The organism is Edaphovirga cremea (assembly GCF_003332275.1).
GTDB classification, from domain to species: Bacteria; Pseudomonadota; Gammaproteobacteria; order Enterobacterales; family Enterobacteriaceae; genus Edaphovirga; species Edaphovirga cremea.
Window position 1 is genome coordinate 39,988 of sequence record NZ_QOVA01000005.1, and the last position, 23,178, is coordinate 63,165.

At 52.7% G+C, this 23,178-nt stretch carries 24 protein-coding genes; 6 read left to right on the forward strand and 18 right to left on the reverse strand.

Going from position 1 to position 23,178, the window contains the following annotated elements; translation table 11 throughout:
• Nucleotides 1-24: 24 nt before the first annotated feature.
• The 9 genes from cvpA to DRI82_RS08825 all read right to left on the reverse strand — a co-directional run bounded on the left by cvpA (nucleotide 25) and on the right by DRI82_RS08825 (nucleotide 8,840).
• The gene (gene cvpA, locus DRI82_RS08780; protein WP_114193135.1) at nucleotides 25-519 is read right to left on the reverse strand and encodes a colicin V production protein; all 495 of its coding nucleotides are present in this window, start codon (nucleotides 517-519) and stop codon (nucleotides 25-27) included.
• Nucleotides 520-785: 266 nt separating this feature from the next.
• Nucleotides 786-1,550, reverse strand: a complete 765-nt coding sequence (gene dedD / locus DRI82_RS08785; RefSeq protein ID WP_114193136.1) for a cell division protein DedD — start codon at nucleotides 1,548-1,550, stop codon at nucleotides 786-788.
• Nucleotides 1,540-2,811, reverse strand: a complete 1,272-nt coding sequence (gene folC / locus DRI82_RS08790) for a bifunctional tetrahydrofolate synthase/dihydrofolate synthase (protein WP_114193137.1) — start codon at nucleotides 2,809-2,811, stop codon at nucleotides 1,540-1,542. The genes dedD and folC overlap by 11 nt, the downstream gene beginning before the upstream one ends.
• Before the next feature lie 172 nt (nucleotides 2,812-2,983).
• Complete coding sequence (accD, locus tag DRI82_RS08795) at nucleotides 2,984-3,901, reverse strand: acetyl-CoA carboxylase, carboxyltransferase subunit beta (protein ID WP_114193138.1); 918 nt, start codon at nucleotides 3,899-3,901, stop codon at nucleotides 2,984-2,986.
• A 252-nt stretch (nucleotides 3,902-4,153) separates the two neighbouring features.
• Nucleotides 4,154-4,816, reverse strand: a complete 663-nt coding sequence (locus DRI82_RS08805) for a DedA family protein (RefSeq protein WP_114193139.1) — start codon at nucleotides 4,814-4,816, stop codon at nucleotides 4,154-4,156.
• Between the two features lie 92 nt (nucleotides 4,817-4,908).
• Nucleotides 4,909-5,721, reverse strand: a complete 813-nt coding sequence (gene truA / locus DRI82_RS08810) for a tRNA pseudouridine(38-40) synthase TruA (RefSeq protein WP_114193386.1) — start codon at nucleotides 5,719-5,721, stop codon at nucleotides 4,909-4,911.
• A 17-nt stretch (nucleotides 5,722-5,738) separates the two neighbouring features.
• A complete protein-coding gene (locus tag DRI82_RS08815) occupies nucleotides 5,739-6,749 on the reverse strand; it encodes an aspartate-semialdehyde dehydrogenase (RefSeq protein WP_114193140.1) in 1,011 nt (336 codons plus the stop codon).
• Between the two features lie 94 nt (nucleotides 6,750-6,843).
• The gene (gene pdxB / locus DRI82_RS08820) at nucleotides 6,844-7,971 is read right to left on the reverse strand and encodes a 4-phosphoerythronate dehydrogenase PdxB (protein WP_114193141.1); all 1,128 of its coding nucleotides are present in this window, start codon (nucleotides 7,969-7,971) and stop codon (nucleotides 6,844-6,846) included.
• 77 nt (nucleotides 7,972-8,048) lie between these two features.
• Nucleotides 8,049-8,840 carry an AraC family transcriptional regulator gene (locus DRI82_RS08825; RefSeq protein WP_114193142.1) on the reverse strand — a complete coding sequence of 264 codons (792 nt, stop codon included), beginning with the start codon at nucleotides 8,838-8,840 and terminating at the stop codon, nucleotides 8,049-8,051.
• Between the two features lie 99 nt (nucleotides 8,841-8,939).
• Between DRI82_RS08825 and DRI82_RS08830 the strand changes: the two genes are divergently transcribed.
• Complete coding sequence (locus DRI82_RS08830; protein WP_114193143.1) at nucleotides 8,940-9,833, forward strand: DMT family transporter; 894 nt, start codon at nucleotides 8,940-8,942, stop codon at nucleotides 9,831-9,833.
• 42 nt (nucleotides 9,834-9,875) lie between these two features.
• Here DRI82_RS08830 and DRI82_RS08835 read toward each other — a convergent pair whose 3' ends face one another.
• Together DRI82_RS08835 and DRI82_RS08840 are read right to left on the reverse strand one after the other, a co-directional pair.
• Nucleotides 9,876-10,286, reverse strand: a complete 411-nt coding sequence (locus DRI82_RS08835; protein ID WP_114193144.1) for a type II toxin-antitoxin system HicB family antitoxin — start codon at nucleotides 10,284-10,286, stop codon at nucleotides 9,876-9,878.
• A 46-nt stretch (nucleotides 10,287-10,332) separates the two neighbouring features.
• Complete coding sequence (locus tag DRI82_RS08840) at nucleotides 10,333-10,533, reverse strand: type II toxin-antitoxin system HicA family toxin (protein WP_114193145.1); 201 nt, start codon at nucleotides 10,531-10,533, stop codon at nucleotides 10,333-10,335.
• 321 nt (nucleotides 10,534-10,854) lie between these two features.
• Between DRI82_RS08840 and DRI82_RS08845 the strand changes: the two genes are divergently transcribed.
• Both DRI82_RS08845 and DRI82_RS08850 read left to right on the forward strand, forming a co-directional pair.
• Nucleotides 10,855-11,115 (forward strand): type II toxin-antitoxin system RelE family toxin, encoded by a 261-nt coding sequence (locus DRI82_RS08845; protein ID WP_114193146.1) that lies wholly within the window; start codon nucleotides 10,855-10,857, stop codon nucleotides 11,113-11,115.
• 41 nt (nucleotides 11,116-11,156) lie between these two features.
• Nucleotides 11,157-11,522, forward strand: a complete 366-nt coding sequence (locus DRI82_RS08850) for a helix-turn-helix domain-containing protein (protein WP_114193147.1) — start codon at nucleotides 11,157-11,159, stop codon at nucleotides 11,520-11,522.
• 130 nt (nucleotides 11,523-11,652) lie between these two features.
• Here DRI82_RS08850 and DRI82_RS08855 read toward each other — a convergent pair whose 3' ends face one another.
• The gene (locus DRI82_RS08855; RefSeq protein WP_114193148.1) at nucleotides 11,653-12,669 is read right to left on the reverse strand and encodes a DMT family transporter; all 1,017 of its coding nucleotides are present in this window, start codon (nucleotides 12,667-12,669) and stop codon (nucleotides 11,653-11,655) included.
• Between the two features lie 171 nt (nucleotides 12,670-12,840).
• Between DRI82_RS08855 and pdxR the strand changes: the two genes are divergently transcribed.
• Entirely contained in the window at nucleotides 12,841-14,304 is a 1,464-nt protein-coding gene (gene pdxR / locus DRI82_RS08860; RefSeq protein WP_114193387.1) for a MocR-like pyridoxine biosynthesis transcription factor PdxR, read from the forward strand.
• Between the two features lie 209 nt (nucleotides 14,305-14,513).
• Nucleotides 14,514-15,536, forward strand: coding sequence for a flagella biosynthesis regulator Flk (gene flk / locus DRI82_RS08865; protein WP_114193149.1), 1,023 nt, complete (start codon nucleotides 14,514-14,516; stop codon nucleotides 15,534-15,536).
• Between the two features lie 40 nt (nucleotides 15,537-15,576).
• Here flk and DRI82_RS08870 read toward each other — a convergent pair whose 3' ends face one another.
• Nucleotides 15,577-16,695, reverse strand: coding sequence for an SLC13 family permease (locus tag DRI82_RS08870; RefSeq protein WP_114193150.1), 1,119 nt, complete (start codon nucleotides 16,693-16,695; stop codon nucleotides 15,577-15,579).
• A 268-nt stretch (nucleotides 16,696-16,963) separates the two neighbouring features.
• Complete coding sequence (gene fabB / locus DRI82_RS08875; protein ID WP_114193151.1) at nucleotides 16,964-18,181, reverse strand: beta-ketoacyl-ACP synthase I; 1,218 nt, start codon at nucleotides 18,179-18,181, stop codon at nucleotides 16,964-16,966.
• A 166-nt stretch (nucleotides 18,182-18,347) separates the two neighbouring features.
• Between fabB and mnmC the strand changes: the two genes are divergently transcribed.
• The gene (gene mnmC, locus DRI82_RS08880; protein WP_114193152.1) at nucleotides 18,348-20,369 is read left to right on the forward strand and encodes a bifunctional tRNA (5-methylaminomethyl-2-thiouridine)(34)-methyltransferase MnmC2/FAD-dependent 5-carboxymethylaminomethyl-2-thiouridine(34) oxidoreductase MnmC1; all 2,022 of its coding nucleotides are present in this window, start codon (nucleotides 18,348-18,350) and stop codon (nucleotides 20,367-20,369) included.
• Between the two features lie 70 nt (nucleotides 20,370-20,439).
• Here the strand turns inward: mnmC and DRI82_RS08885 are convergent, their stop codons facing one another.
• The 4 genes from DRI82_RS08885 to mepA all read right to left on the reverse strand — a co-directional run bounded on the left by DRI82_RS08885 (nucleotide 20,440) and on the right by mepA (nucleotide 23,080).
• Nucleotides 20,440-20,721: a YfcL family protein gene (locus DRI82_RS08885; RefSeq protein ID WP_114193153.1), complete on the reverse strand. Its 282-nt coding sequence runs from the start codon at nucleotides 20,719-20,721 to the stop codon at nucleotides 20,440-20,442.
• Between the two features lie 32 nt (nucleotides 20,722-20,753).
• The gene (locus tag DRI82_RS08890; RefSeq protein WP_114193154.1) at nucleotides 20,754-21,314 is read right to left on the reverse strand and encodes an elongation factor P hydroxylase; all 561 of its coding nucleotides are present in this window, start codon (nucleotides 21,312-21,314) and stop codon (nucleotides 20,754-20,756) included.
• A gap of 134 nt (nucleotides 21,315-21,448) precedes the next feature.
• Complete coding sequence (locus DRI82_RS08895; protein WP_114193388.1) at nucleotides 21,449-22,249, reverse strand: sulfite exporter TauE/SafE family protein; 801 nt, start codon at nucleotides 22,247-22,249, stop codon at nucleotides 21,449-21,451.
• A gap of 6 nt (nucleotides 22,250-22,255) precedes the next feature.
• A complete protein-coding gene (gene mepA / locus DRI82_RS08900) occupies nucleotides 22,256-23,080 on the reverse strand; it encodes a penicillin-insensitive murein endopeptidase (protein WP_114193155.1) in 825 nt (274 codons plus the stop codon).
• Nucleotides 23,081-23,178: the final 98 nt, after the last annotated feature.

Consider the following 23,178-nt stretch of genomic DNA (forward strand, 5'->3'; position numbering starts at 1 on the left):
TTTTCCTCATCAGCGCTGCCCCGACTAAAAATGCCGTGGCAAGAAACTCGACGTGCTCTGCAGGTAGTCAAAAAACCACCTGATGACATAACTAATAAACCCTGGGATCAGTTGCGACTGCTTCCAGTCATCACTCTGCGAAAAACCGGTAAAAGTATCCAGAAAGAATACCATGGCGGATACAATCAGCACGCCTCGCAACGCGCCAAAGCAAACCCCCAGAACCCTATCGGTACCAGACAACCCGGTTCGCTCAACCAATGAGCCAATCACATAGTTTACAATTGCCCCTACGATCAACGTCGCGATGAACAATATGGCAATTGCGATCCCGTTTCGAACCAGTTCATCTTCAAAACGAGTGAAATAGATAGCAAGGTAGGGGTAGTAATGGCTGGCGACGAAGAACGCACATCCCCAAGTCACAAGTGACAAAGCTTCGCGGATAAAACCTCGGATCAGGCTAACCAGTGCCGAAAATCCTATAATCGCAATGATGACGTAATCAATCCAGACCATGAACTATTCCAATGATGAATCGCCCTTGCATCCAATTCGCGGCGAATTCTAACAGAAAAAGAAAACGTTTGCGTAGGGTAAATCTGACCCTGCAGCAAATAATTAACAACGATTAAAAAAACCTCAATGCGCGCAGAAACATAGCAAACTTACCCGCATTTGCGACGTTCGGCACCCATGATACCAACACCTGTTTTTGGTTCACATGACCAGCAGAACAACGTCACCGGGGCAGGAAAAACCTGCCCCGGTGATTGGGTGCGGCATCAACGTCCGCCGTTATAGGCGCGAATCTGCCCGCTCAATCCGCTGATCTGATTCATCTCCGGCAAGGCCGACTGAAGCTTCTGTTTCGAGGCATCTGGCCCAACGAACACCCGCGTTATCTGCCCTTGCACTGGCGTGGACGGCACGGTGTATACGCGGTAACCCGAGAGACGCAGCCCGGCGACGATCTCATTGACCTTGCTGGCATTTTTCAATGCACCCAACTGGACAACGTAAGCCTGACCAGACGGTGCCTGCTCGGTTGACTGCGGTTCGGGTTTGCTTTCCGGTTTCGACTCAACTTTAGGCTCAGGTTTCACTTCAACCTTGGGCTTCGTTTCTGTCGGTTTCACCACGGGAGGCTTGATTTCCTGCGGCTTAGTTTCGACCGGCTTAGGATCTGGCTTGCGCACCGGCGGTTGAGGAGTGGTGGTTACCGGCGGCGGTGTAATAGTCTGCGGCGCAGAACCTCCCCCATCAGGAACCGAATCCCCTTCACTGGCCGCCTGCTGCTCGGAGGTCATGGGCGCAATACCACCCATTGCCGCGCCGGCCCCTTCCGGTGGCTGCGAGGGCAGCGACTGGGTTGTTGGCGGAACTGCGTCAATCTCCTGACTATCGCCAGGTTTTGGCACCAACGGAATTGCCGCAAACTCATCCTCGTAGTGCTTCTTTTTTCCGTCAAGTAGCCCAGGCAACACAATAACGCCCAATGCCACCAGGATAATCGTGCCTACCAGGCGATTCTGAAACTTACTTGCCACTCGTTCTCCCCGCGTCTAAGGCAACCATGACATGTGCCACAGTATGAAATGATCCACAGACAATCACCACGTCCTGACTATCAGCATCCTGCATCGCCTGTTTCCAGGCAGTTTCAACATCAGCAAACTGACGGGGTTCCGCCAGATACTGCGCCAGCAACTCCACGCTGGCACCGCGCGGGCCTTCCAGCGGCGCGCAATACCATTCGTCAATCTGCGGCGACAGACACGCCAGCGTTCCCGCAATATCTTTGTCCGCCAGCATACCGACCACGGCCCGTACTTTGCCACCACGATCGGGAAGTTGAGCGAGTTTTTCTGCCAGATAGGCGGCGGCATGTGGATTATGCGCCACATCCAGAATCAGCAAAGGTGACTCACTCACCACCTGAAAACGCCCAGGCAACATCGCCTGTTGTAACCCCTGGCGTACCGCCAGCGGATCAATATTCAACGTGGAGTAACACAGTGCCGCCAACGCGGTCGCGGCGTTGGGTAATGGCACCTGCGGCAGAGGCAGATCCTCGAACGTAGTTTGCGTATTGCTCCAGCGCCAGGTATCACCCTGCACAGCATACTGCCAGTCAACGCCGCGGGCATAAAGCCGTGCGCCGGTCTGCGCTGCCACTTCAGCAATAGTGTGCGGCATATCCGGTTCCCCGACAATGGCGGGTTTGCCGTGACGGAAAATTCCGGCTTTTTCACGACCAATACTCTCGCGATCGCTGCCCAGCCAGTCGGTATGGTCAAGGGCGATACTGGTCACAACGGAGACATCGGCATCCACAATATTGGTGGCATCCAGACGCCCACCCAACCCGACTTCCAGGATGACCACGTCCAATGCCGCCTGACGGAACAGATAGAGCGCAGACAGCGTGCCGTATTCAAAATAGGTTAACGACGTCTCACCGCGCCCTGCCTCCAACTCGGCAAATGAACGGCAGTGTTCGGCTTCGTCCAGTTCTTGCCCCTGAATCCTCACCCGTTCCGTATAACGAACCAGATGTGGCGAGCTATAAACGCCGACGCGCAGCCCCGCAGCGAGCAAAATAGCTTCGAGCGTGCGGCAAGTGGTTCCCTTGCCATTGGTTCCGGCAACGATGAATACATAGGGGGCGGGTTTGAGCAGATCGAGGCGTTCAGCGACCCGCTTTACACGATCGAGACCCAGCTCAATAGCCTGGGAGTGGAGATGTTCAAGATAGTAAAGCCACGCGGCCAAAGGCGACGTGGCTTGGGGAATAGGTAGATTTTGCATCAGTCCCGCTCGACTTTTTACGCTGCATTAATACGACTGCGCATCACAGAATAATACACGACCCGTGATGCGCCCCTTGTCAGACGTAACAGATCTGGAGAAAGCACAGCCTGCAAGCCAAAGGCGGTTATTAATGCCGCCCATTCAGCAGGCTGGCTCTCATCCAATCCGATCAGGCATCCTGTACGTTGTCAGAAACGACAGCGTCCGTTTTCACATCACCATGAACAATCTGTGGTTCAGGCTGATTCGTCAGACGGGAAAGAATGCTGCCCAGCTTTTCCCGCATTTCAGGACGACGTACGATCATGTCGATCGCACCTTTCTGAATCAGGAACTCACTGGTCTGGAAATCGGGAGGCAGTTTTTCACGCACGGTTTGCTCAATAACCCGGCGGCCAGCAAAACCGATACGCGCTTTGGGTTCAGCGATGTTCAGATCGCCAAGCATTGCCAGACTCGCAGACACCCCACCCATGGTTGGGTCGGTAAGCACGGAAATATAAGGCAGACCACGTTCCTGCAACTTCGCCAATGCCGCACTGGTTTTTGCCATTTGCATCAGCGACATCAGCGCTTCCTGCATACGGGCACCGCCACTGGCTGAATAGCAGACCAGCGGGCAATCATCTTCCAGCGCCTGTTCAACGGCACGGACGAAACGCGCACCGACTACCGACGCCATGGAACCGCCCATGAACGCAAACTCAAACGATGCAACGACAACCGGCATACCATAAAGCGTGCCTTTCATCACGATCATCGCATCTTTTTCATCGGTATCTTTTTGCGCCGCACTGAGGCGATCTTTGTACTTTTTGGAGTCCCTGAACTTCAGCACATCTTTCGGCTCAAGTTCACTGCCCAATTCCACTTCGCTGCCTTCATCCAGGAAAGTGTGCAAACGCATACGCGCAGTAATCGGCATATGGTGGTCGCACTTTGGGCAAACCATGAGGTTACGCTCCAGTTCGGCTCGGTAAAGGACCTGACCGCAGCTATCGCATTTGGTCCAGACACCTTCAGGAATGCTCGCCTTACGGGTTTGCGTGGTATTACTCTTGCTTAAAATTCGTTCAATCCAGCTCATCGATGACCTTTCTGTTTGAACCTGGCTGATGCCAGTCCGCTGTTCATGCTTTCACAAATCCCCTGAAAACATATCCAATAAAAAATGCCCAGGACGCGCGCCACGCGGGCATCACAAAGGCACTGGCGTTAGGATTGCTCGCAGGAACAGACCATAAATGTCGCTCATTAAACCATAACGGCTCGACCGTGTGGATAAAAAACTGGTCGAACCCTCTGGTTTAATGACGCCAAATTTTATTATTGCTGCTGATTACTGCTTCTCGCCCCGTGCCGCAGCACGCCTGTGCCGCCATATTTCAATCACACCTGGCAGTATGGACACCAGAATAATCGCCACAATCAGCAATTTCAGGTTTTCCTGTACTATCGGCAGATCGCCAAAAAGATAACCAGCATAGGTGAATAGTAACACCCAAAGTAGCGCTCCAATCACGTTATACGCAGCAAAATGACGATAAGACATATGCCCCATACCGGCCACGAACGGTGCAAATGTCCGCACGATCGGTACAAAGCGCGCCAGAATAATCGTTTTTCCGCCATGTTTCTCGTAAAATTTGTGCGTTTTATCAAGATAACTGCGGCGGAAAATTTTCGAATTGGGATTACTGAACAGCTTTTCACCAAATAACCGGCCGATGGTGTAATTCACCGCATCGCCCAGAATCGCGGCGCAAACCATCAAAAATACCATCAAATGGACGTCGATCGAATTCGACGGCAACGCTGCCAATGCGCCAGCAACGAACAGCAATGAGTCTCCCGGGAGGAACGGCGTCACCACCAACCCGGTTTCACAGAACAAAATCAGGAATAAGATTCCATATATCCATACGCCATACTGCGCTACCAATTCTGCCAAATGAACATCAATATGCAGAATAAAATCAATCACAAAATGTATGAATTCCATAGGGCCTATCATCTATGATGCGGGCATTCCTGCCCGCCAGTTTAAAAGAGGACTCGCCGTGTTGCCTCTCCCTGCGAGTAACCTGATTTACCTTAGTCGGCCAGAAAAAGTGGCCCCATCGGTGGCTGTGGCAGATCAAAACGCTCAGGATAATCCACCGCGACCAGATACAACCCCTCAGCCCGAGCCGTTGCCGCCGCCAGCGTACGATCTTTTGCCGCCAGCAACTCCTCTATCCAGGTTTCAGACTGATTCCCGCAGCCTATCTCCAGCAGGCTGCCCACAATATTGCGCACCATATGGTGTACAAATGCGTTGGCTTTAATATCTACCACAATATAGCGACCATAACGTGTAACATTTACATGCTTTACGTTTCGCCACGGCGTTCGTGACTGGCACTGGAGCGCCCGAAACGAGGTAAAATCATTCTCACCCAGCAAGCACTGCGCAGCCCGTTCCATGCGTTCCGCATCCAATGGCGCATAGAAGTGCGTCAGCCCCTGCTGCAGGATCGCAGGGCGATAGCGGTGATTATAGATAATATAGCGGTAACGGCGAGCCGTAGCGCTGAAGCGCGCATGAAAGTCGCTGTCGACCTCTTTGACCCAGCGCACCGCGATATCGCGCGGTAAATGGGTGTTCACCCCCATGGTCCACGCGGCGTCCTTGCGCTGCGACGTCGTTTCAAAATGCACGACCTGACCGGTCCCGTGCACACCGGCATCGGTACGCCCGGCACAAAAGACGCTAACCGGGTGCGCGGCCACTTTGCTCAGCGCCTGTTCAAGGCACCCCTGAACGCTGGCGACCTCAGACTGGCGCTGCCAGCCGTAATAGCGGCTACCGTCATACTCAATGCCCAGAGCCAGCTTCGTAATGGGTAACGCCTCACCCTGCGGCATAATTTCTGCCTCAGACATTAGTACATATACTCCTGTACCAGCTTTTCAGCTGTTTCCACCGCCATCAACGCGCCACCAAAACGGACGTTATCTGCCACCGACCAGAATTGCAGCAACTCAGGAATACCGTAGTCATTGCGCAGACAACCGATGCTGAGAACAGAGTTTCCTGACGCATCACTGACCTGCGTCGGGAAATCCGGATCCTCACTGAGCTGGATATCTTCTACCCGTTCCAGTTCATCGCGCGCTTCTTCAGCGGACATCGGGCGCAGGGCCTCCAGATGAACCACCTGTGCATGACCATAAAATACCGGCGACTGAATGCAGCTCACCGAGATCGGCAAACCTTCGTCCTGTAATACCTTGCGTACCTGATCCACCAGCAAACGCTCTTCACGCACACTGCCTTCACTGTCTGGCACCAAAGGCAACAGATTGAATGCCAACTGTTTGGCAAAGAGGCTGGACTCCACCGGAATGCCATTCAGCAGTCGCGCACTTTGCCCGGCCAGATCGTCAACCGCCGCCTTGCCCAGTGCGGACACTGACAACAACGACGTAACGTGAAGGCGCGCAAGACCGGCCTGTTCTGTCAATGGCTTGATCGCCGTCAGCAGTTGACTGGTCAGACTATTGGCAACGGCCACGATGTTTCGGTTGCGGTATTCAGTCAGCACCTGGGGATTCACGCCAGGAACAACCAGCGGGACGTCGTGCTCGAGCGCGAACTGATCGCTGCTGTCGATAACCAAACACCCCAGATTTGCCGCTTCATCCGCATAACGTGCACTGGCTTCTTTACCCGCAACAAAAAACGCCAATTGCACCTGCGACCAATCGAACTCCTCGGCGTTTTGTACCCGCAGACTTTTGCCATTAAAGCGAACCGTTGCGCCAGCACTGCGCTCACTGGACAGGGCATAGATTTCACCAACCGGGAACTGACGTTCCTGTAACAGTTCCAGTAACGCTTCGCCTACTGCGCCTGTGGCGCCGAGCACCGCGATATTCCAGCCGTCAGACATGTTGGTTTCTCCTGAACTTCATTCAAAAAAACAGAGGGGCGGTGAATGAAATCACCGCCCTCGGATTCATTACGTCAAAATTATGGCGCTGTACTTACACTATCCGGCTGGCAAAACCTAACTTTTGCAGCAGCTCCGCACTGGCCGGATCGTCACATTGTACGCAAAGCGATGACCACTCACGCCGTTCCTGATAGAACTTGCGCAATTTATCAAATTCACCCGGCTGACCGGCTACCCGACGCAACGGGGCATCATCGCGGCGCACATCATACACCAAGTGCATTAAACGCAGCAGTTTGCCTTCGTCCAGCGCACCGTGCAACGTAACGTGGCTATAATCAGGGATCGGCAAGAGTGAGGCCAGTTCAATCTGCTGTGGCTGCCCCAAAAACTGGCTGAACGCCTCAAACACCTGCGTGGTTCCCCGCGCTTTGCCTTCCAGGCTATAACCTGCGATATGCGCAGTACCGATATCCACTTTATCCAGCAGAGCCAAAGAGAGTTCAGGTTCTGGCTCCCAGACATCAAGAACCACACTCAGTTTCTTGCCGCCATTCAGCGCACGCAACAGCGCTGCGTTGTCCACGACCGGGCCGCGACAGGCATTAATCAATATGCGATCGTCCGGTAATGCCGCCAGCAGTTGCTCGTCAACCAGGTGCTGCGAAAGATAGGGACCCGATTTATTCAATGGGGTGTGGAAGGTCAGGATATCAGCCTCGGCCACCAGTTTTTCCAGCGACCAGAATTCTCCGCTGTCACCCCGATCTGCGCGTGGCGGATCGCAAAGCAATGTGCGGATACCAAGCGCATTCAACCGCGCATTCAGGCGGGAACCTACATTCCCCACACCGATAATGCCGACCGTTTTATCGCGTAATTGATAACCATCACGCTGGGCCAGAATCATCAGGGAAGAAAAAACATACTCCACAACCGCGATGGCATTACATCCCGGTGCGGCAGAGAAACCAATCCCCTGCCCTGCCAGCCAGCGGTCATCAACGTGATCGGTTCCGGCCGTTGCGGTTCCAACAAATTTCACTGGCGTATTGGCCAACAGTTCGGCATTCACCTTGGTCACCGAGCGCACCATCAGCGCATCTGCACCCGTCAGTGCTTCACGGGGGATAGGACGCCCCGGCACCGCCTGCACATCGCCAAGGCGACTGAACAGCTCGCGGGCATAAGGCATGTTTTCATCGACCAGAATTTTCACGTTACTCTCCGGCAACCAGTGCCATACAGGTGAAAAGAGGGCAATATTTTGCCACCTTATAAAGAAGAATCCCAACATTACCCATTAAAAAGCGACTGTTCGCGTCTGAAGCGCTCTGGCGTCGTACCAGAAATCTGCTGGAACATGACAATAAATGCCGACGCCGAACTGTAGCCCACCTCCAGCGCGACGTCCTGTACCGTTCTTCCCTGCACCAGGAGCGAAATAGAATGCAGGAAACGTAACCGCTGCCGCCATTCGCTGAATGCCATCCCCAACTCTTGCTGACAGCGGCGGGACAAGGTGCGCTCGGTGGTATAGACCTGCTTCGCCCATTGCCCCAGAGAGGTATTGTCTGCCGGATTGCGCTCCAGTTCCGTCAGAATGGGTGACAGGAATTTATCCTGCGACGTAGGGAGATAAGTGCGTTGCAGGGGCGCTGCCTTGAGTTGATCAATCAACACACGACATAAACGGAGTTCGCTTTTGGTCGTTGGCTCAAGCATGTTCCTCCCGAAACAATCATCAACAATCGCATTGAAAATCGGGCTCAGACTGACCAGGCATGGCGTATCGGGTAGTCCTTCGCAGAGAGCGGGGGCGATGTTGATCGAGCGGAACCGCGCCAATTTACGGTTATAGCAGCCGTGTTCCATACCAGCAGGCAACCAAATGGCAAACTCAGGCGGCGCAAGAAAACGCTGCCCGGCAATATTAAGTGCCAGAACGCCGCATTTTACGCAAATAAGCTGACCCCATTCGTGGGAATGCGGCAAAAATTCGGTGTCCGCACTGATCGTTTCATCGCGAAAAAAAAGCGTTCGCGGCAGCGTGTTAATGGGTGAAGAGTAATTACGCAGTTCTGGCATGTTGTCCTGATTGCCTCATTTATTGTCTGTTAATCACTATATCTAACAAACCGGACACGGGTAAACTGCGTTTCTCTTGCAATAATGAGAATGATTGTCATGAACGCGCTTTTTCCCCTACTGGCAGTATTGATCTGGTCCGTGAATGCGGTAGTCAGTAAAGCATCCGCCACGGCCATCGATCCTGCCGCTATCTCTTTCTATCGTTGGCTATTGGCGCTGCTCACATTGACTCCGTTTGTACTGCCCGGCGTGCTGCGAAATCTGGCTGCCGTGCGCGTTTATTGGTGGAAGCTGCTGATCCTCGGGCTGCTCGGCATGGTGCTTTACCAAAGTCTGGCGTATTACGCCGCCCATACGGTCAGTGCGCTGTTTATGGGCGTATTGAACTCGCTGATTCCGCTGTTAACCGTGCTGATAAGCATCGTAGTGATCCGCATTGTGCCTACCGTTGGGATTGCGATTGGCACAGTGTTGTCATTCGGTGGATTACTGTGGCTGGTCAGTGCTGGCGAACCAGGGCAATTGCTGCAACACGGTATTGGCAAAGGCGAATTGATGATGTTTGCTGCCTCGGCCTCTTATGCGCTGTACGGCGTTTTGACCAAACGCTGGGCGATCACCCTGCCCAATTGGCAGTCGCTCTACGTACAGATTCTGTTCGGCGTTTTGCTGCTCCTGCCTAATTTTCTCATGGCAACAGATGTGCAACTGACCCGGGAAAACATCCCGCTGGTTCTGTTTGCCGGTATTCCGGCCTCGATTATTGCGCCTTTCCTATGGATTCAGGGCGTTATGCGCATGGGGGCCAACACAGCGTCTATTTTCATGAATCTGGCACCGGTTTTTACGGCGGTGATTGCAGTGATTTTCCTGCATGAACAGTTGCACAGCTATCATCTGATAGGCGGCGGAATCACGCTGATCGGGGTCATTGTCGCCCAGCGTTTACGCACCCCTTTGGGACGAAAACCGCAGCAAAAAATAGCCTGAAGGACTCGCCATAAACCCACATCCCGTTTCGGCGCAGCGCGCTCAGTGGCCTGATATTTTCTCGCGAGCCAATTCTGCCAGGAATTGGCTGCGGCTTTTATAGTCGCGATGCGTCGCAATAAACCGATCAATGGCAGTCAATAAATTCTGTGGCATGGTCAGATTGAATTTCACCGCTTTCTTCTCATATTTCGTGGGATCAATCGCAACAAAACTCAATATTCCGCCATCTTCTTTTAAGCGGCGATCCGACAGATAAACTTTAGGGCTTTGTGGCGGCGCAGGAAGTGGAAAACCCTCTTCAATCAGCGCTTCCATGTGGATTCCGAAGGCCGACTCGGCGTTTTTAACGACATCACCCATCGTTTCCCCAGCAAAGAAACACCCATCAACGTCAGGGAAATAGCCGTCAAAACCATCATCTGTAATGAAAATAAAAATCGGGTAAACCATTATATATCTCCATAAAATACTTAAGTATTTCTCATTTGCACATGACTTATAGCAAACTCAGACCTGATATTTCCTGCACCTGCCGCAAAATACCTTTTGAAATATCTTTTCTCGGATGAGGGAAGGTAATTATTCGTGATACATCGGTTTTTTTTAGCGTGATGTGACTACCGCTATTTTTCTTTTTACCCCCCCTGACTATCCAGCCGATGCCCTCCAAACGTCTTATCAATTCCATACTTCCCATCACATCTCCATGGTGGGTATCATACCCACAAAAATAGAAACGTCAATGTGGTTATCTGGCAACCACATCCTTCAAATCCCGCTACCGATCTACCATAACCGTCAGGCATTTCGGGGAATTAGTGAATGTTTTGCGCGGCATCGCGCAGGAACTGCATCGCAAATTGAACGCTCGCGCCCTAACCGTTAGTTTTCCCTTCACATGCCGTCCAGATCCCCTGGACGCAGCAAAAAAATGCTTGCGGGATGATTAGAAAGCTTGATTAATTAGAAAAATAACTTATCATCTAATCATCTGGGCATTCTCGAAGAAGAGAAAAATATGGCTCAGGTTGAATGGTCAAAAAGAGCACTGAAACAACTTCTGTCTGTTGATACGCGTTATCAACAGGCGATAAGCCGCAGCGTTACACAATTGGCGCAATTTCCCACCCTGACAAAGGATGTGAAGAAACTCACGGAGTGCGGCAATTTGTATCGGTTACGGGTAGGGAATTACCGGGTGCTGTTTGAAATTATTCAGAGTAAGCCGATTGTGTGTCAGATTCAGGCAGTAAAAAGGCGCACCAGCAAAACCTACTGAAAGCGGGCATTCGGCTGTTTATCTTGGTTAGCGGAGGAGTAATGGCTAAAGTTCAATACATCACTGATGAAGGCGGCAAAGTAAAGTATGCAGTGCTGCCAATCGAAGAGTACCAGCATTTGCTGATCACCGCGCAGAGCTACGAAGATCTGCCCTACAACGCAGATCATACCGACAATGAAACGGTACCCGATCCCGTCGTACAACTGATGATCGCACAGCAGGTCAGTCTGCTCGCCGCCTGGCGTCTGTATCGCGGATTATCACAATATGATGTGGCAGAAAAACTGGGGACAACCCAGTCAGCCATTTCACAACTTGAGGCTCAGGGATCAAAGCCACAAAAGAAAACGCGGGTCAAACTTGCCGCACTCTACCAATGTCGCCCTGAGCAAATGGTGTTGTAAATCCCCGACCAACTACGAGGCAATCCACCGCAAAGCGCGGCGTAAAGTGATTCGCGGCATGATTTTAGGTAGTTCATGACATGGTTTTAGGTAGTTCATGACATGGTTTCAGGTAGTTCATGACATAGTTTCAGGTAGTGCGCGGTATGGCTTTTGGCGTTCCACGACGCAATAGCAGAACGCCCCCCATCACCAGCGCGCTGCCAATTATCTGTAACAGCGACATCTTTTCGCCCAAAAGGGCAAAGGCGATCAGGGCGGTAAACACCAATTCCAAAGAGAGAATCAGGTTGGCAATACCCAGTGGCAGTAATTTGAGGCTAATGTTGTACAAACCAAACCCCAACAGCGTCGGCCCGGCCGCGAGAATCAGCAGCAGCCACCAACCTGTCCACTGAATGCCCTGCTCACCTTGTGAAAGAAAGAAAAGATTGCCGCTCATCCCTGACCATGAGATGCCAGGAAAAAGCGCCAGCACAAGATTGAACAGCAACTGATAGATCGCCGAAAACCCGAACACATAGAGAATGGTGTTCCATACCGGATAATGGCGTTCACTGGCCAGACGCCCACCCACGGCATAAAACGTGGAACCAATGGCAGAAAGAATGCCTATCGTTAGCCCTAATGGATTAAAAGAGGGCGAACTCAGGCTGCCATCGTTGCTCACCAGAAAGCAGCCGACCAGACTCACGGCAATCACCATCAACTCACGGGCGGACAGCTTTTCTCCGAACGCTATCCATCCGAGGAAAACCGTAAATCCTACCGAGAAATAGACCAGGATCGTGGCGATAGAGGCACCGTTCAGCGCCACCGAGAGCGTCCATAGGCCATTGAACAATGCCAGCAACAAGCCATAGCTGGCGTAAAAAGCCAGGCGCTCCCTCGGCAAGCGTAACCACTGTGGCTTGAAAAACAGCAGTACCAGCGCAAGTACCACCGACGTCAATGCTGCACGCCAGAAAGCCAGCACAAAAGTCGGCAAGTGAAAGCGGTCTGTCAGCACGCGGATGATAATGGCGGTAAATGCCAGCAGAAAAGCACTGATGCCTGCGATCAGATAACCTTGAGCGCCTGCAGACAGAGACAGCAGGCCACTCCTTGGTAAGGGTGCTCCGGTAGGAATACCGGATGGCATCGTCATAACGCGCTCACTTTTAGAAATAAAATGGATATAGGCCAATTTTACTGAGCCTATCTGAGTCTGCCAGTACCACTTGTGTCTTATCTTGAACAGGCCACTTTCCCCTATTGCAACACGCGAACAAGCGTGACACCGTAGATGTTCCATTACCGCAAAGGAAATCGTGAAACCGTGCACATTCCTCTTGATCGCCACAATCTGATCCCCCTTTACCTGCAGATTGAAGAGGCGCTGCGGTGCGCCATTCTCGATGGTACGTTCAAGGATGGCGATAAACTGCCTTCGACCCGCACGCTCGCCAGCGAGCTGTCGGTGAGCCGGTTAACCACCGAAAATGCCTATGCGGAACTGGGGGCAAAAGGGTTGCTACAAACGCGCAGGGGCAGCGGTGCCTATGTTCGTCATCCACTGAGCACCCCGGCCATTCCCCCTTTGGACAGCAACGAACCCTTTCCTTTGGATCGCTTCACTACCACCACGTCTCGCCTGGATGGCTATGCCGATATTCCCCTGCCTGAAGGGTTTATCAATTTCGCCGCCGGTATTGGCAGCCCGATGATCTTTCCGCTGGAGGAGTTCCGAAAAATCATGCAGTCAGTGCTGCGCCGCCATGCCGAGGACGCCTTCAGTTACGGCGATTACTGCGGCTATTATCCCCTGCGCGATACATTGGCCAGGATTCTGAGTGTGCAGGGTATCCCCACGCGGGCTGAACAGGTGCTGATCACCAATGGTTCACAGCATGCCATCAGTCTGGTGAGCCAATTGCTGCTCTCGGCGGGCGACAGCGTGTTGGTCGAAGAGCCGACCTATGCGGAAGCGCTCACCCTATTTTCACTCCACGGCATTAATGTGGTCTCCATCCCCTGCGACCAAGACGGGATGGAAGTCGATAAACTCGCCGACTTGCTGGAAAAACATCAGCCCAGGCTGATTTATACCATCCCAAACTTTCATAACCCTACCGGTCGCTGCCTGAGCGAGGCGCGTCGTTATCAACTGCTCAATATCGTAGAGCAGACGGATATCCCCATTCTTGAAGATGATTTCGTGGGTGATCTGCGTTACAGCGGCGCGACCTTGCCGTCACTGCGTTCCCTGTCTACACGCGGTAACGTAATCTATGTCAGCACTTTTTCCAAAATGCTGCTGCCCAGCCTGCGCATCGGCTATCTGGTGGCGGATACGCGCTGGTATACACCGCTCGCACGGATAAAACATGCAGACAGCTTTACCAGTTCCAATCTCATCCAGCGCTCTCTGGATGCTTTCGTTACCGTCGGGCGCTATGAAAAACAGCTCCAACGCGCCTGTCGGCTGTATAAGCGGCACCGTGATGCGATGGTGGCAGCCTTGAGGAGATATTTACCCGACGGCTGCCACTTTGAGATCCCCCAAGGAGGGCTGTTTATCTGGCTGCAATTACCCGCCGATGTCACTATCAGCCAACTCATGCCGTTGGCCTGGCAGCAGAAAGTGACGTTTGCCCGGGGCAGTTGTTTCTTTCAAGAGGATCCGCGCGCTGAATTTTCCCTGCGACTGAATTTCGCCTCCAATACCCCTGAATTGATTGCTGAGGGAATCGAACGTCTCTCACAGGCGATTGTCCTTTGCCGTCAGCAACATCTGTCTTGAGCTGAAAAATGCTGCGCAGATATCAAGGCGAATGCGATTTCGATTAGACCCTGCGCGATTGATCGCAAACACATCGTTAATTCGGCGACATTACCTGCGTCTCTCTATCCGCCACCGACGCAGGTTGGTATCATGTTCACTACGCTTCGACGCCACCGGTGCATATCGCCGGGTACTGATGATAATTTGCACTTTAAGGACCCCACGCGATGCAACCTCTGAGTGGCCCTGGCGCGCCCAATGCCAGCGATCGATCCCAGGCTCCAGCCAAAATTCCTCCCGGCACAGACAATCAGCCCTTAACGCCGGGACAGCGAACCACGCTGGAGAAATTGATCGTCAAGATTATGGCGCTTATGCCGGTAAAATCGGCAGAGATTTGGGCTGCTTTGCGCCACGATCTGGGGGTTTCCAATGAGGGTGAACTCGATTCGCGCCATTTCCCGGCCGCAGAGAAACTCCTGCAAAACCGATTGACGATAGCGCAGGACACCCACGCCTCCCGCCAACTGATGCAGCAATTGACCGAACTTCTGCCGCAGGGAAATAATCGTCAGGCGGTTAGTGATTTTATTCGCCAGCAATTTGGTCACACAGTGCTCAGTCAGCTTACCCACGAACAGCTGCAACAGGTTCTGGTACTGATTCAATCCGGTGAATTGACCATTCCACAGCCGCAACAAACGACCGTGACCGCCCGGCCACTATTGCCTGCCGAACAACACTCTTTGCAGCAGCAAGTGACCAAGCTGAGTGCCGCAACGGGTGAAGTGCCAGCAAAAATCTGGCACGAGTTGTTTAATTTGATTGGTATAAAAAACAATGATCCAATCCCTGCGCGCCATTTCCAACTGGTCAGTCAGTTCTTGCAGGTGCAGATTACGCTGAGCCAACAAACGGCCCCTACGCTACATAATCTGCTCGGTGTGCTCAAGCAGCCTGCGACGCCGCATGAGCAGCAAAGTCTGGCCGATTACGCGCAGACCCGTTTCAACGCATCGTTGACGACCGTGCTCACGCAACCGCAATTGTATGAAGTGATCGGCTTTCTGTTCTCCCATCGGGTAACGGATAAAGAGAACGTCATTGCGCCGCTGTCTGCCCAACCCTCGCCCCAGCCTTTGTTGCACCCATTGATTGCGATGTTACCGGTTCCCTTGCAATCAGGCGGCAAACCGTTATTGGTCGTTGCCGCCGTGGTGATCGTGATGCTGTTATGGCTGCTTTTTTGAGTTGAATCAGTTACAGCCGCACTCTTGCCCCACCTCATTCTTACAGGCTGAGCAGTAACCAGCCCACCAGCGCGCCCCACGCGAGAAACGGCAGGGAATAATAGTGGAACTTCAGCCAGATGCGACGATCGTTAGCCATTCTCAATGCAATCAGATTCGCCAGCGATCCTATTGCCAGACCGTAACCGCCGATATTTACCGCATAAGCGATCAGCGCACTTGAAGGCAGATAATTCATCATCAAAATCGTCGCCGGTACGTTACTGATGATTTGCGACAGGCCGATTCCCAGGGCAAAGATTCCCGGCGGCGACAGGTGGGCAATTTCTGCGAACAGCGGTTGCAAAGGGGCCAGGGTGACAATGAGTCTGACATCAATAAACATCACGATAAAAACAAAAATCAGGCTCCAGTCGATATGCAATAGCACCCGGCGCTCAACAATCAGGAAGCCAACAAACACTGCCAGCAATCCGTAAATAGCCACGCCCAGATCCACACAGGCGATGAACAGGATGTACAACACAACGCAACCGATCAGCAAACGTTTCTGGTAGGGATAGCCTTGCGTATCGGCTTTTTTCTGGATCTCCTGTGCCGGGAAACTCAACCAGGTCACCAGCAATAAGGTTGTGACCATCGCCAACATAAGGGGAGTCATTTGCGCAATGAAAGCCATAAACGACAGACCGGATTTACTCCACAGCAAAATATTCTGCGGGTTACCGATCGGCGTCAGCAGAGAACCGGCATTGACCGCCAGTGCTTCAAAAATAATCAGTCGGGTAACCGGGAGCGAAGAGAGTTTCTTCAGCGTCATCGTTAGCGGAATAACAATAAACAGGGCCACATCGTTGGTCAGAAAAGTCGACAACAGCGCCGCAGCGGAAACCAGAAATAACGCCAGTTTACGTTCGCTACGTAAGCCGTTAAGAATCCGACGACCTATGAAATCAAAATAGCCGCTGACTTCCACCCCCTTCGTCAATAGCATCAGCCCAAGCAAGGTAATGATGGTCGTCCAATCAACAAAACTCGCAAACTCCTTCACCAGCGATAAACGAAAAACGGTGAGTATCACGCCCACCAGCAATAACACATGCAGCAGACGATCTTTCAGGAAGGGTTTACCCAGCGTCTTAAGTGCAGCAACTATCATAGTTTTTAGATGACCCTACAGAAGGTTTTTATGGGGGCAAACGTTAGCGCAGCGGCTCAATTTACTCCAGTCAATTTATTCCCGGCTATCTATACCAAGAATGTCAGAAGATCCCGTCACTCAACCCGATCTTCATTGGCATAAAATCAGGGTTATTGACGGCTTATGGTGCAAATATTTATGCCGAAATCATCGGTTGCGGTGCGACGCCATGGACGTAAAAAAGCCCGCTCGCGGCGGGCCTGACAATCAATGCACAGCGATAAACTTACTGCTTGAACTTGCGCATAACCAAGGTTGCGTTGGTGCCGCCAAAGCCAAAGCTGTTGGACATCACCGTGTTCAAATCGCTCTGCGTGGTTTTGGTAATGATGTTCATTCCTGCCGCTTGCTCATCGAGATTCTCGATGTTGATGCTCGGCGTGACGAAACCGTGCTCCAGCATCAGCAGGCTATAAATCGCTTCCTGCACACCGGCGGCACCCAAAGAGTGACCCGTCATGGCTTTGGTTGAGGAGAGCGCGGGTGTGTTATCACCGAATACTTCACGGATGGCACCCAGTTCTTTGACATCACCGATTGGCGTTGAGGTGCCGTGCACGTTCACGTAATCAATCGGGGTATCCACGCCGTTCATCGCCATTTTCATGCAGCGAACCGCGCCTTCACCTGAAGGGGCAACCATGTCAGCGCCGTCAGATGTCGCACCGTAACCGATGATTTCGGCATAAATATGTGCGCCACGCGCCAGTGCGTGTTCCAGTTCTTCAACCACCACCATACCGCCGCCGCCAGCGATAACAAATCCATCGCGATCCTGATCGTAAGTACGGGAGGCTTTTTCCGGGGTGTCGTTATATTTTGTGGACAGCGCGCCCATGGCGTCGAATTCACAGGCCATTTCCCAGCACAGTTCTTCACCGCCGCCAGCAAAAACCACGTCCTGTTTGCCCAGTTGGATCATCTCAACCGCGTTGCCGATACAGTGCGCAGAGGTCGCACAGGCAGAGCTGATGGAGTAGTTGACGCCACGGATTTTAAATGGCGTGGCGAGACAAGCAGAGACACCGGACGCCATGGCTTTGGTCACCATGTAAGGGCCGACGCCTTTCAAGCCCTTGGCACGCATGCCGTCAGAACCTGCAACCTGATTGCGCGGAGAGCCGCCACCAGAGCCAGCGATAAGGCCGGTGCGTTCGTTGGAGACTTGTTCATCCGTCAGACCGGAATCGTCAATCGCTTGCTGCATGGAAATATAAGCGTAGATAGAGGCATCACTCATGAAACGCAAGACTTTGCGGTCAATCAGATCTTTGGGATCTATCCCCTTAACGTCGCCCCAAACGTGACTACGCATGCCCGCATCTTTCAATTCTTGCGAGAAAGTGATCCCTGAACGCCCTTCTTTCAGAGATGCCAAAACTTCCTGCTGGTTATTACCAATGCTAGAGACGATGCCTAGGCCAGTAATCACTGCACGTTTCATTTAATACCTCTTCCACTTTTATACTCGGGATTTTGCCTCGCACTTTAGCGTACAGTTGTACGCCGAACAAGTCCGATCAGCAATGAGATCTGTTTCAGAAGCAAATTTGCTCCTCTGCCGCTAGAGGGATAAAATCGCTGGAACCCTTGAATCAAGAGTATTTCCTGTGAAACAGCCCCCCATCCAAAGCGCATCTCTGAGTTGGAACGATCAGGGTACACCTGTATCCCAACATTTTGGTGACATCTATTTTTCAAATGAGGATGGGCTCGAAGAGACACGCCACGTTTTTTTGCATTGTAATCATTTTCCGGCCCGTTTCAGCGATCACCCTCGCCCTTTATGTATCGTAGCAGAGACTGGTTTTGGTACCGGGCTGAACTTCCTTACGCTGTGGCAGGCTTTTGATCGTTTTCGCCAGCAGGAGCCGGAAGCTACCCTGAAAAGACTGCATTTTATCAGCTTCGAAAAATTCCCGCTGCAGGCGGACGATCTCGGCGCAGCACTCGCGCATTGGCCAGAATTGGCGGAATATGCCGATGCGCTTCGCCGTCAGTGGCCGTTGCCTTTTGCCGGATGCCACCGCCTGATATTGGCTAACGGCGCCGTTACGCTGGATTTATGGTTTGGTGACGTCAATACCTTGCTTCCTGAATGTGATGTAAGTTTGGAGAATCAGGTGGATGCATGGTTTCTCGATGGCTTTGCCCCGTCGAAAAATCCAGATATGTGGTCCGAAACGTTGTTTGCTGCCATGGCGCGCCTCGCTCGTCCCGGCGGCACATTTGCAACCTTCACCGCCGCCGGTTTTGTCCGGCGTGGACTGCAACAGGCCGGTTTTACCGCCGCAAAGGTGAGAGGTTTTGGTCAGAAGCGTGAAATGCTCGCCGGTGTTCTGGATGTCCCGCCCACACTGACCGATCCCGCGCCCTGGTATGTGCGCCCTGCCGCGCAACAACCGCTGGATATTGCCATTATTGGCGGCGGCATCGCCAGTGTTCTCACCGCGTCGGCGCTATTACGCCGTGGGGCGAAAGTGACACTCTATTGCGCAGATAGCCATGCCGCAGAAGGTGCATCTGGCAATCGTCAGGGCGCGGTGTATCCGCTGCTTAATGGCAAACATGATGCGTTGGAAGATTTCTTTGCCTGCGCGTTTACCTTTGCGCAAAGGCAGTATCAGCAACTTGCTGATGCAGGTCTTGAATTTGACCATCAATGGTGCGGCGTCAGCCAATTGGGATATGACGAGAAGAGCGGCAGAAAAATCGCGCGGATCCTGTCAGGTGACTGGCCGGACGGACTGGTTAGCGCGAAAACCGCTGCTGAAATGGATCAGGAGACGGGTTTGCCGTGCGGATTCGGCGGTCTGGGTTATCCGCTGGGAGGCTGGTTATCACCACAGCAATTGACCCGAGCCCTGTTGAGAAAACTTCAGGATCAGGGTCTCATCTACCATGCTGACTATTCGTTGCAACAACTCTCAGCGCGTAATGATGGCGGTTGGACGCTGGATTTCAGCAACGGTCAGCAGACCCTCCACCCGACGGTGATTCTGGCGAATGGACATCAGCTTGGCGCATTTATCCAGAGCGAAAAGCTGCCGGTTTATCCGGTACGCGGTCAGGTATCCCATATTCCTGCCAATGGCGAAATACGGCAACTCAAGCAGGTACTCTGTTACGACGGCTATCTGACGCCGATGAATCCTGCGACCCAGCAACATTGCATCGGCGCCAGCTATCAGCGGGGAGAGACGGAAACTGACTACCGTGATTCTGAACAGCAGCAGAACCGCCAGCGCCTGATCGATTGCCTGCCAAACCAGGAGTGGCCGACGCATATTGATGTCAGTGCGGGACAGGCACGCAGTGGCGTTCGTTGCGCGACCCGCGACCATTTACCGATGCTGGGTTCCGTCCCGGATTATGCTGCAACGTTGGCGCAGTATGAGGATCTTCCACGGCAAATAAAACGCGGCCTGCCGATTCAATCTGCACCTGTATTGCGCAATCTGTTTGTCATAGGCGCGCTCGGTTCACGCGGTTTAAGCTCTGCACCGCTGGCCGCAGAGATCCTCGCCGCACAGATTTTTGCTGAACCCCAACCGTGTTCAACCGCCATTCTGCACGCGCTGAATCCCAACCGCCTGTGGATCAGAAAATTGCTGAAAAGCCGCCCGGTTTAATGGAAGGAATAATTCGTTGATGGGGTGCTGTAACTCGAGAAAAAACGGCCTCTGAAAAGAGGCCCGTTTGTCAGAATTTGTTCTGGGCAGTCTGGTAGAGGTTTTCCCACATATCCCTCACCAACGCCTGATCGCGTGGGGACAGTTCGCCCGCATTAATCGCTTTATCCAGACTGATTTCAGCCCGACGTTTCAGTGCTTCTGTCGTGTGCTCGCCATTTTCTTCAGCCTCGGCCACCGCCAAGGTCAGATGACCACGCAGATAGCCGCCCGCAAACAGTTCGTCATCACTGGCGCTCTCCACCATGTCATCTATCAGCGCTAAAATACGCGCCTCGAATTCAGCGATCATCAATCTTCCTCTACAAATAGGGTCTTCTGGCGCTACTGGAAATCTTCGGGATAGGGGAAGTTCTCAGCCGCCAACGGTGGCGTATTGTAAAACAATTGTAACGCATTAATAAAGCGCGCTGGTCGTTCAGGAACACCTTGTGCAAGATGACGAAGCACCTGCTCACGGACCTTGCGCTGAAACGTGATGCGATCGGGTTCACAATCACCACTGAGATTGTCACAGCTGACGTTAAACGTGAAACCCGCAGCGGCGCAGAACATCCATTCAAGCGCCTGGGGTTTGATTTCGACGATTTCGAACTGGCTTTGCGTCGCCGCATCCCGTCCATCCGGGCAGTACCAGTAACCGAAATCGACTAACTGACGGCGCGCTTCACCCGCAATACACCAATGGGAGATTTCATGCATCGCGCTGGCATAATAGCCATGGGCAAAAACGATGCGATGAAAAGGCAGTTCGTCATCGGCGGGCAGATAGATCGGCTCATCGTCACCTTTGATCAGGCGGGTATTGAAATCCTGGCTGAAACAACCGTCAAAAATATCGATCAGTTGCTGATAATGATGTGTTTCTTGTTGAGTTGTTTGCATGATTCGCTGCGTCTTAAATAGCTGAGTCTGTTGCTGGGAAATAACCCTGCAAATGTAGTGGTTAAACAATATCATACTGCATTAGCCACCCCACTTGCGAGGGGTGTTCAGCACGTCAGCGGTTCTGATAGTCGTTAGATATGCATGTTAATCCACTGATAAATCTCTGTTCCGTGATTGTCATAAAGCAGCTTGCAGCTCATCACAAAAGAGACCATCACGATCATCGGCCGGATCATTCGCTGACCTTTGGTCAGTACCATCTGCGCACCCAGACGGGCACCCAGGACCTGCCCAACCAGCATCACTAACCCAATCCCCCACAACACTTTGCCGCCAAGAATAAAAAACAACAGACTGCCCAGATTGGAGGTAAAGTTCAGCACTTTGGCATGCGCGGTAGATTTTGCCAGATTGAAGCCACAGAGGGTGACAAAGGCAAGCGCATAAAACGATCCGGCACCGGGGCCGAAAAATCCGTCATAAAATCCTATGCAGCCACCGCCAATAAACGCAAACGGCACGGCTGCGAGACGGCGCTGGCGATCGTTTTCCCCCAGACGAGGCGTGAACAGGAAATAGAGACCGATGCCAATCACCAGAATCGGCAGGACCTGCCTCAGCACATCGGCCCGGATATGCTGAACCAGAATGGCACCTGCCACCCCCCCCACAAAAGTGAGCGCGATCGTGAGTTTCTGCTCGCTGAGATTGACGGCACCACGGCGGATAAAATAGAGGCTGGCTGAAAATGAGCCACCAACCGACTGGAGTTTATTGGTCGCCAACGCCTGGGCGGGCGGGATCCCCACAGCAAGAAGAGCAGGCACTGCCAGCAATCCACCACCACCCGCAATTGAATCAATAAAACCCGCCAACAAACTCACAACAAACAAGATCCCGAGTATCTCGGGACCTACGGTAAACCATTCCATGTTCATTTATTCTCCGAAATGATTATCCAGCAGCGCCTGACACGATGGATGCAGAGGTGGCGGCACGGATTTACCCGGCTTGGCACTCGGTTGATGCGGCTGGAACCAACTGGTCAGCTCAGCCCCACAGCCATCGCCTGGCGGTGGGGGGGCCTGATCTTCACATTCAAGGCTACCCGGCGGGCAACGCAAACGTACATGCATATGCGCACGATGACCAAACCAGGGGCGAACCTTGTGTAACCAGCCACGATCGACACCGGCGGTGACACACAACTGCTGTTTAATCGCCGGATTAACAAAAATACGCGTCACCTGACTGTCTTCTGCCGCTATCTTAATCAGTTGACCCACCTGCGGCTGCCACAGTCGCGTCACGACCTGCTTGCCGTCGGCGTTAACCAGATCGATAGGTTGCGGTTTGAGCAGTTGTTGCTGGCTCCAGCGTTGCGTAGGAAGTTGCAACCAGATATCGACATCCAGACCTGACTGATGGCTGGCGTGACCGCTGCTGAAACGACCGCCTGCGGCCATGCCCATGTCACCAATCAGCACGTTGCCCAGATTCTGCTGATTCGCCTGGCTACTCAGGCGCTTGATGAACGCCAGCAAATCAGGGTGACCAAAATAGCGGCGCTGATCGGTTCGCATTATCTGATAATCTGGCGATTGCAGAGGCAATGGCTGCGCCCCCACGATACATCCATTGGCAAAACCGCCGATGGCCTGCGGTGACCCCGCGACCGGATGGTTAATTTTCTGCCATGGCGTCAATGCTGAGGCAGAGAATGAAACAATCAGGGCCAACAGGCCCGTAATGACTTTCTTCATTAAACTTATTTACCAACGATTTGTTTGCCAGAGACTGGTTTTGCCAACGACTCTCTTTGTTGGCGACTGGTTTTTTCAACAACGGATAAGCCCACGCA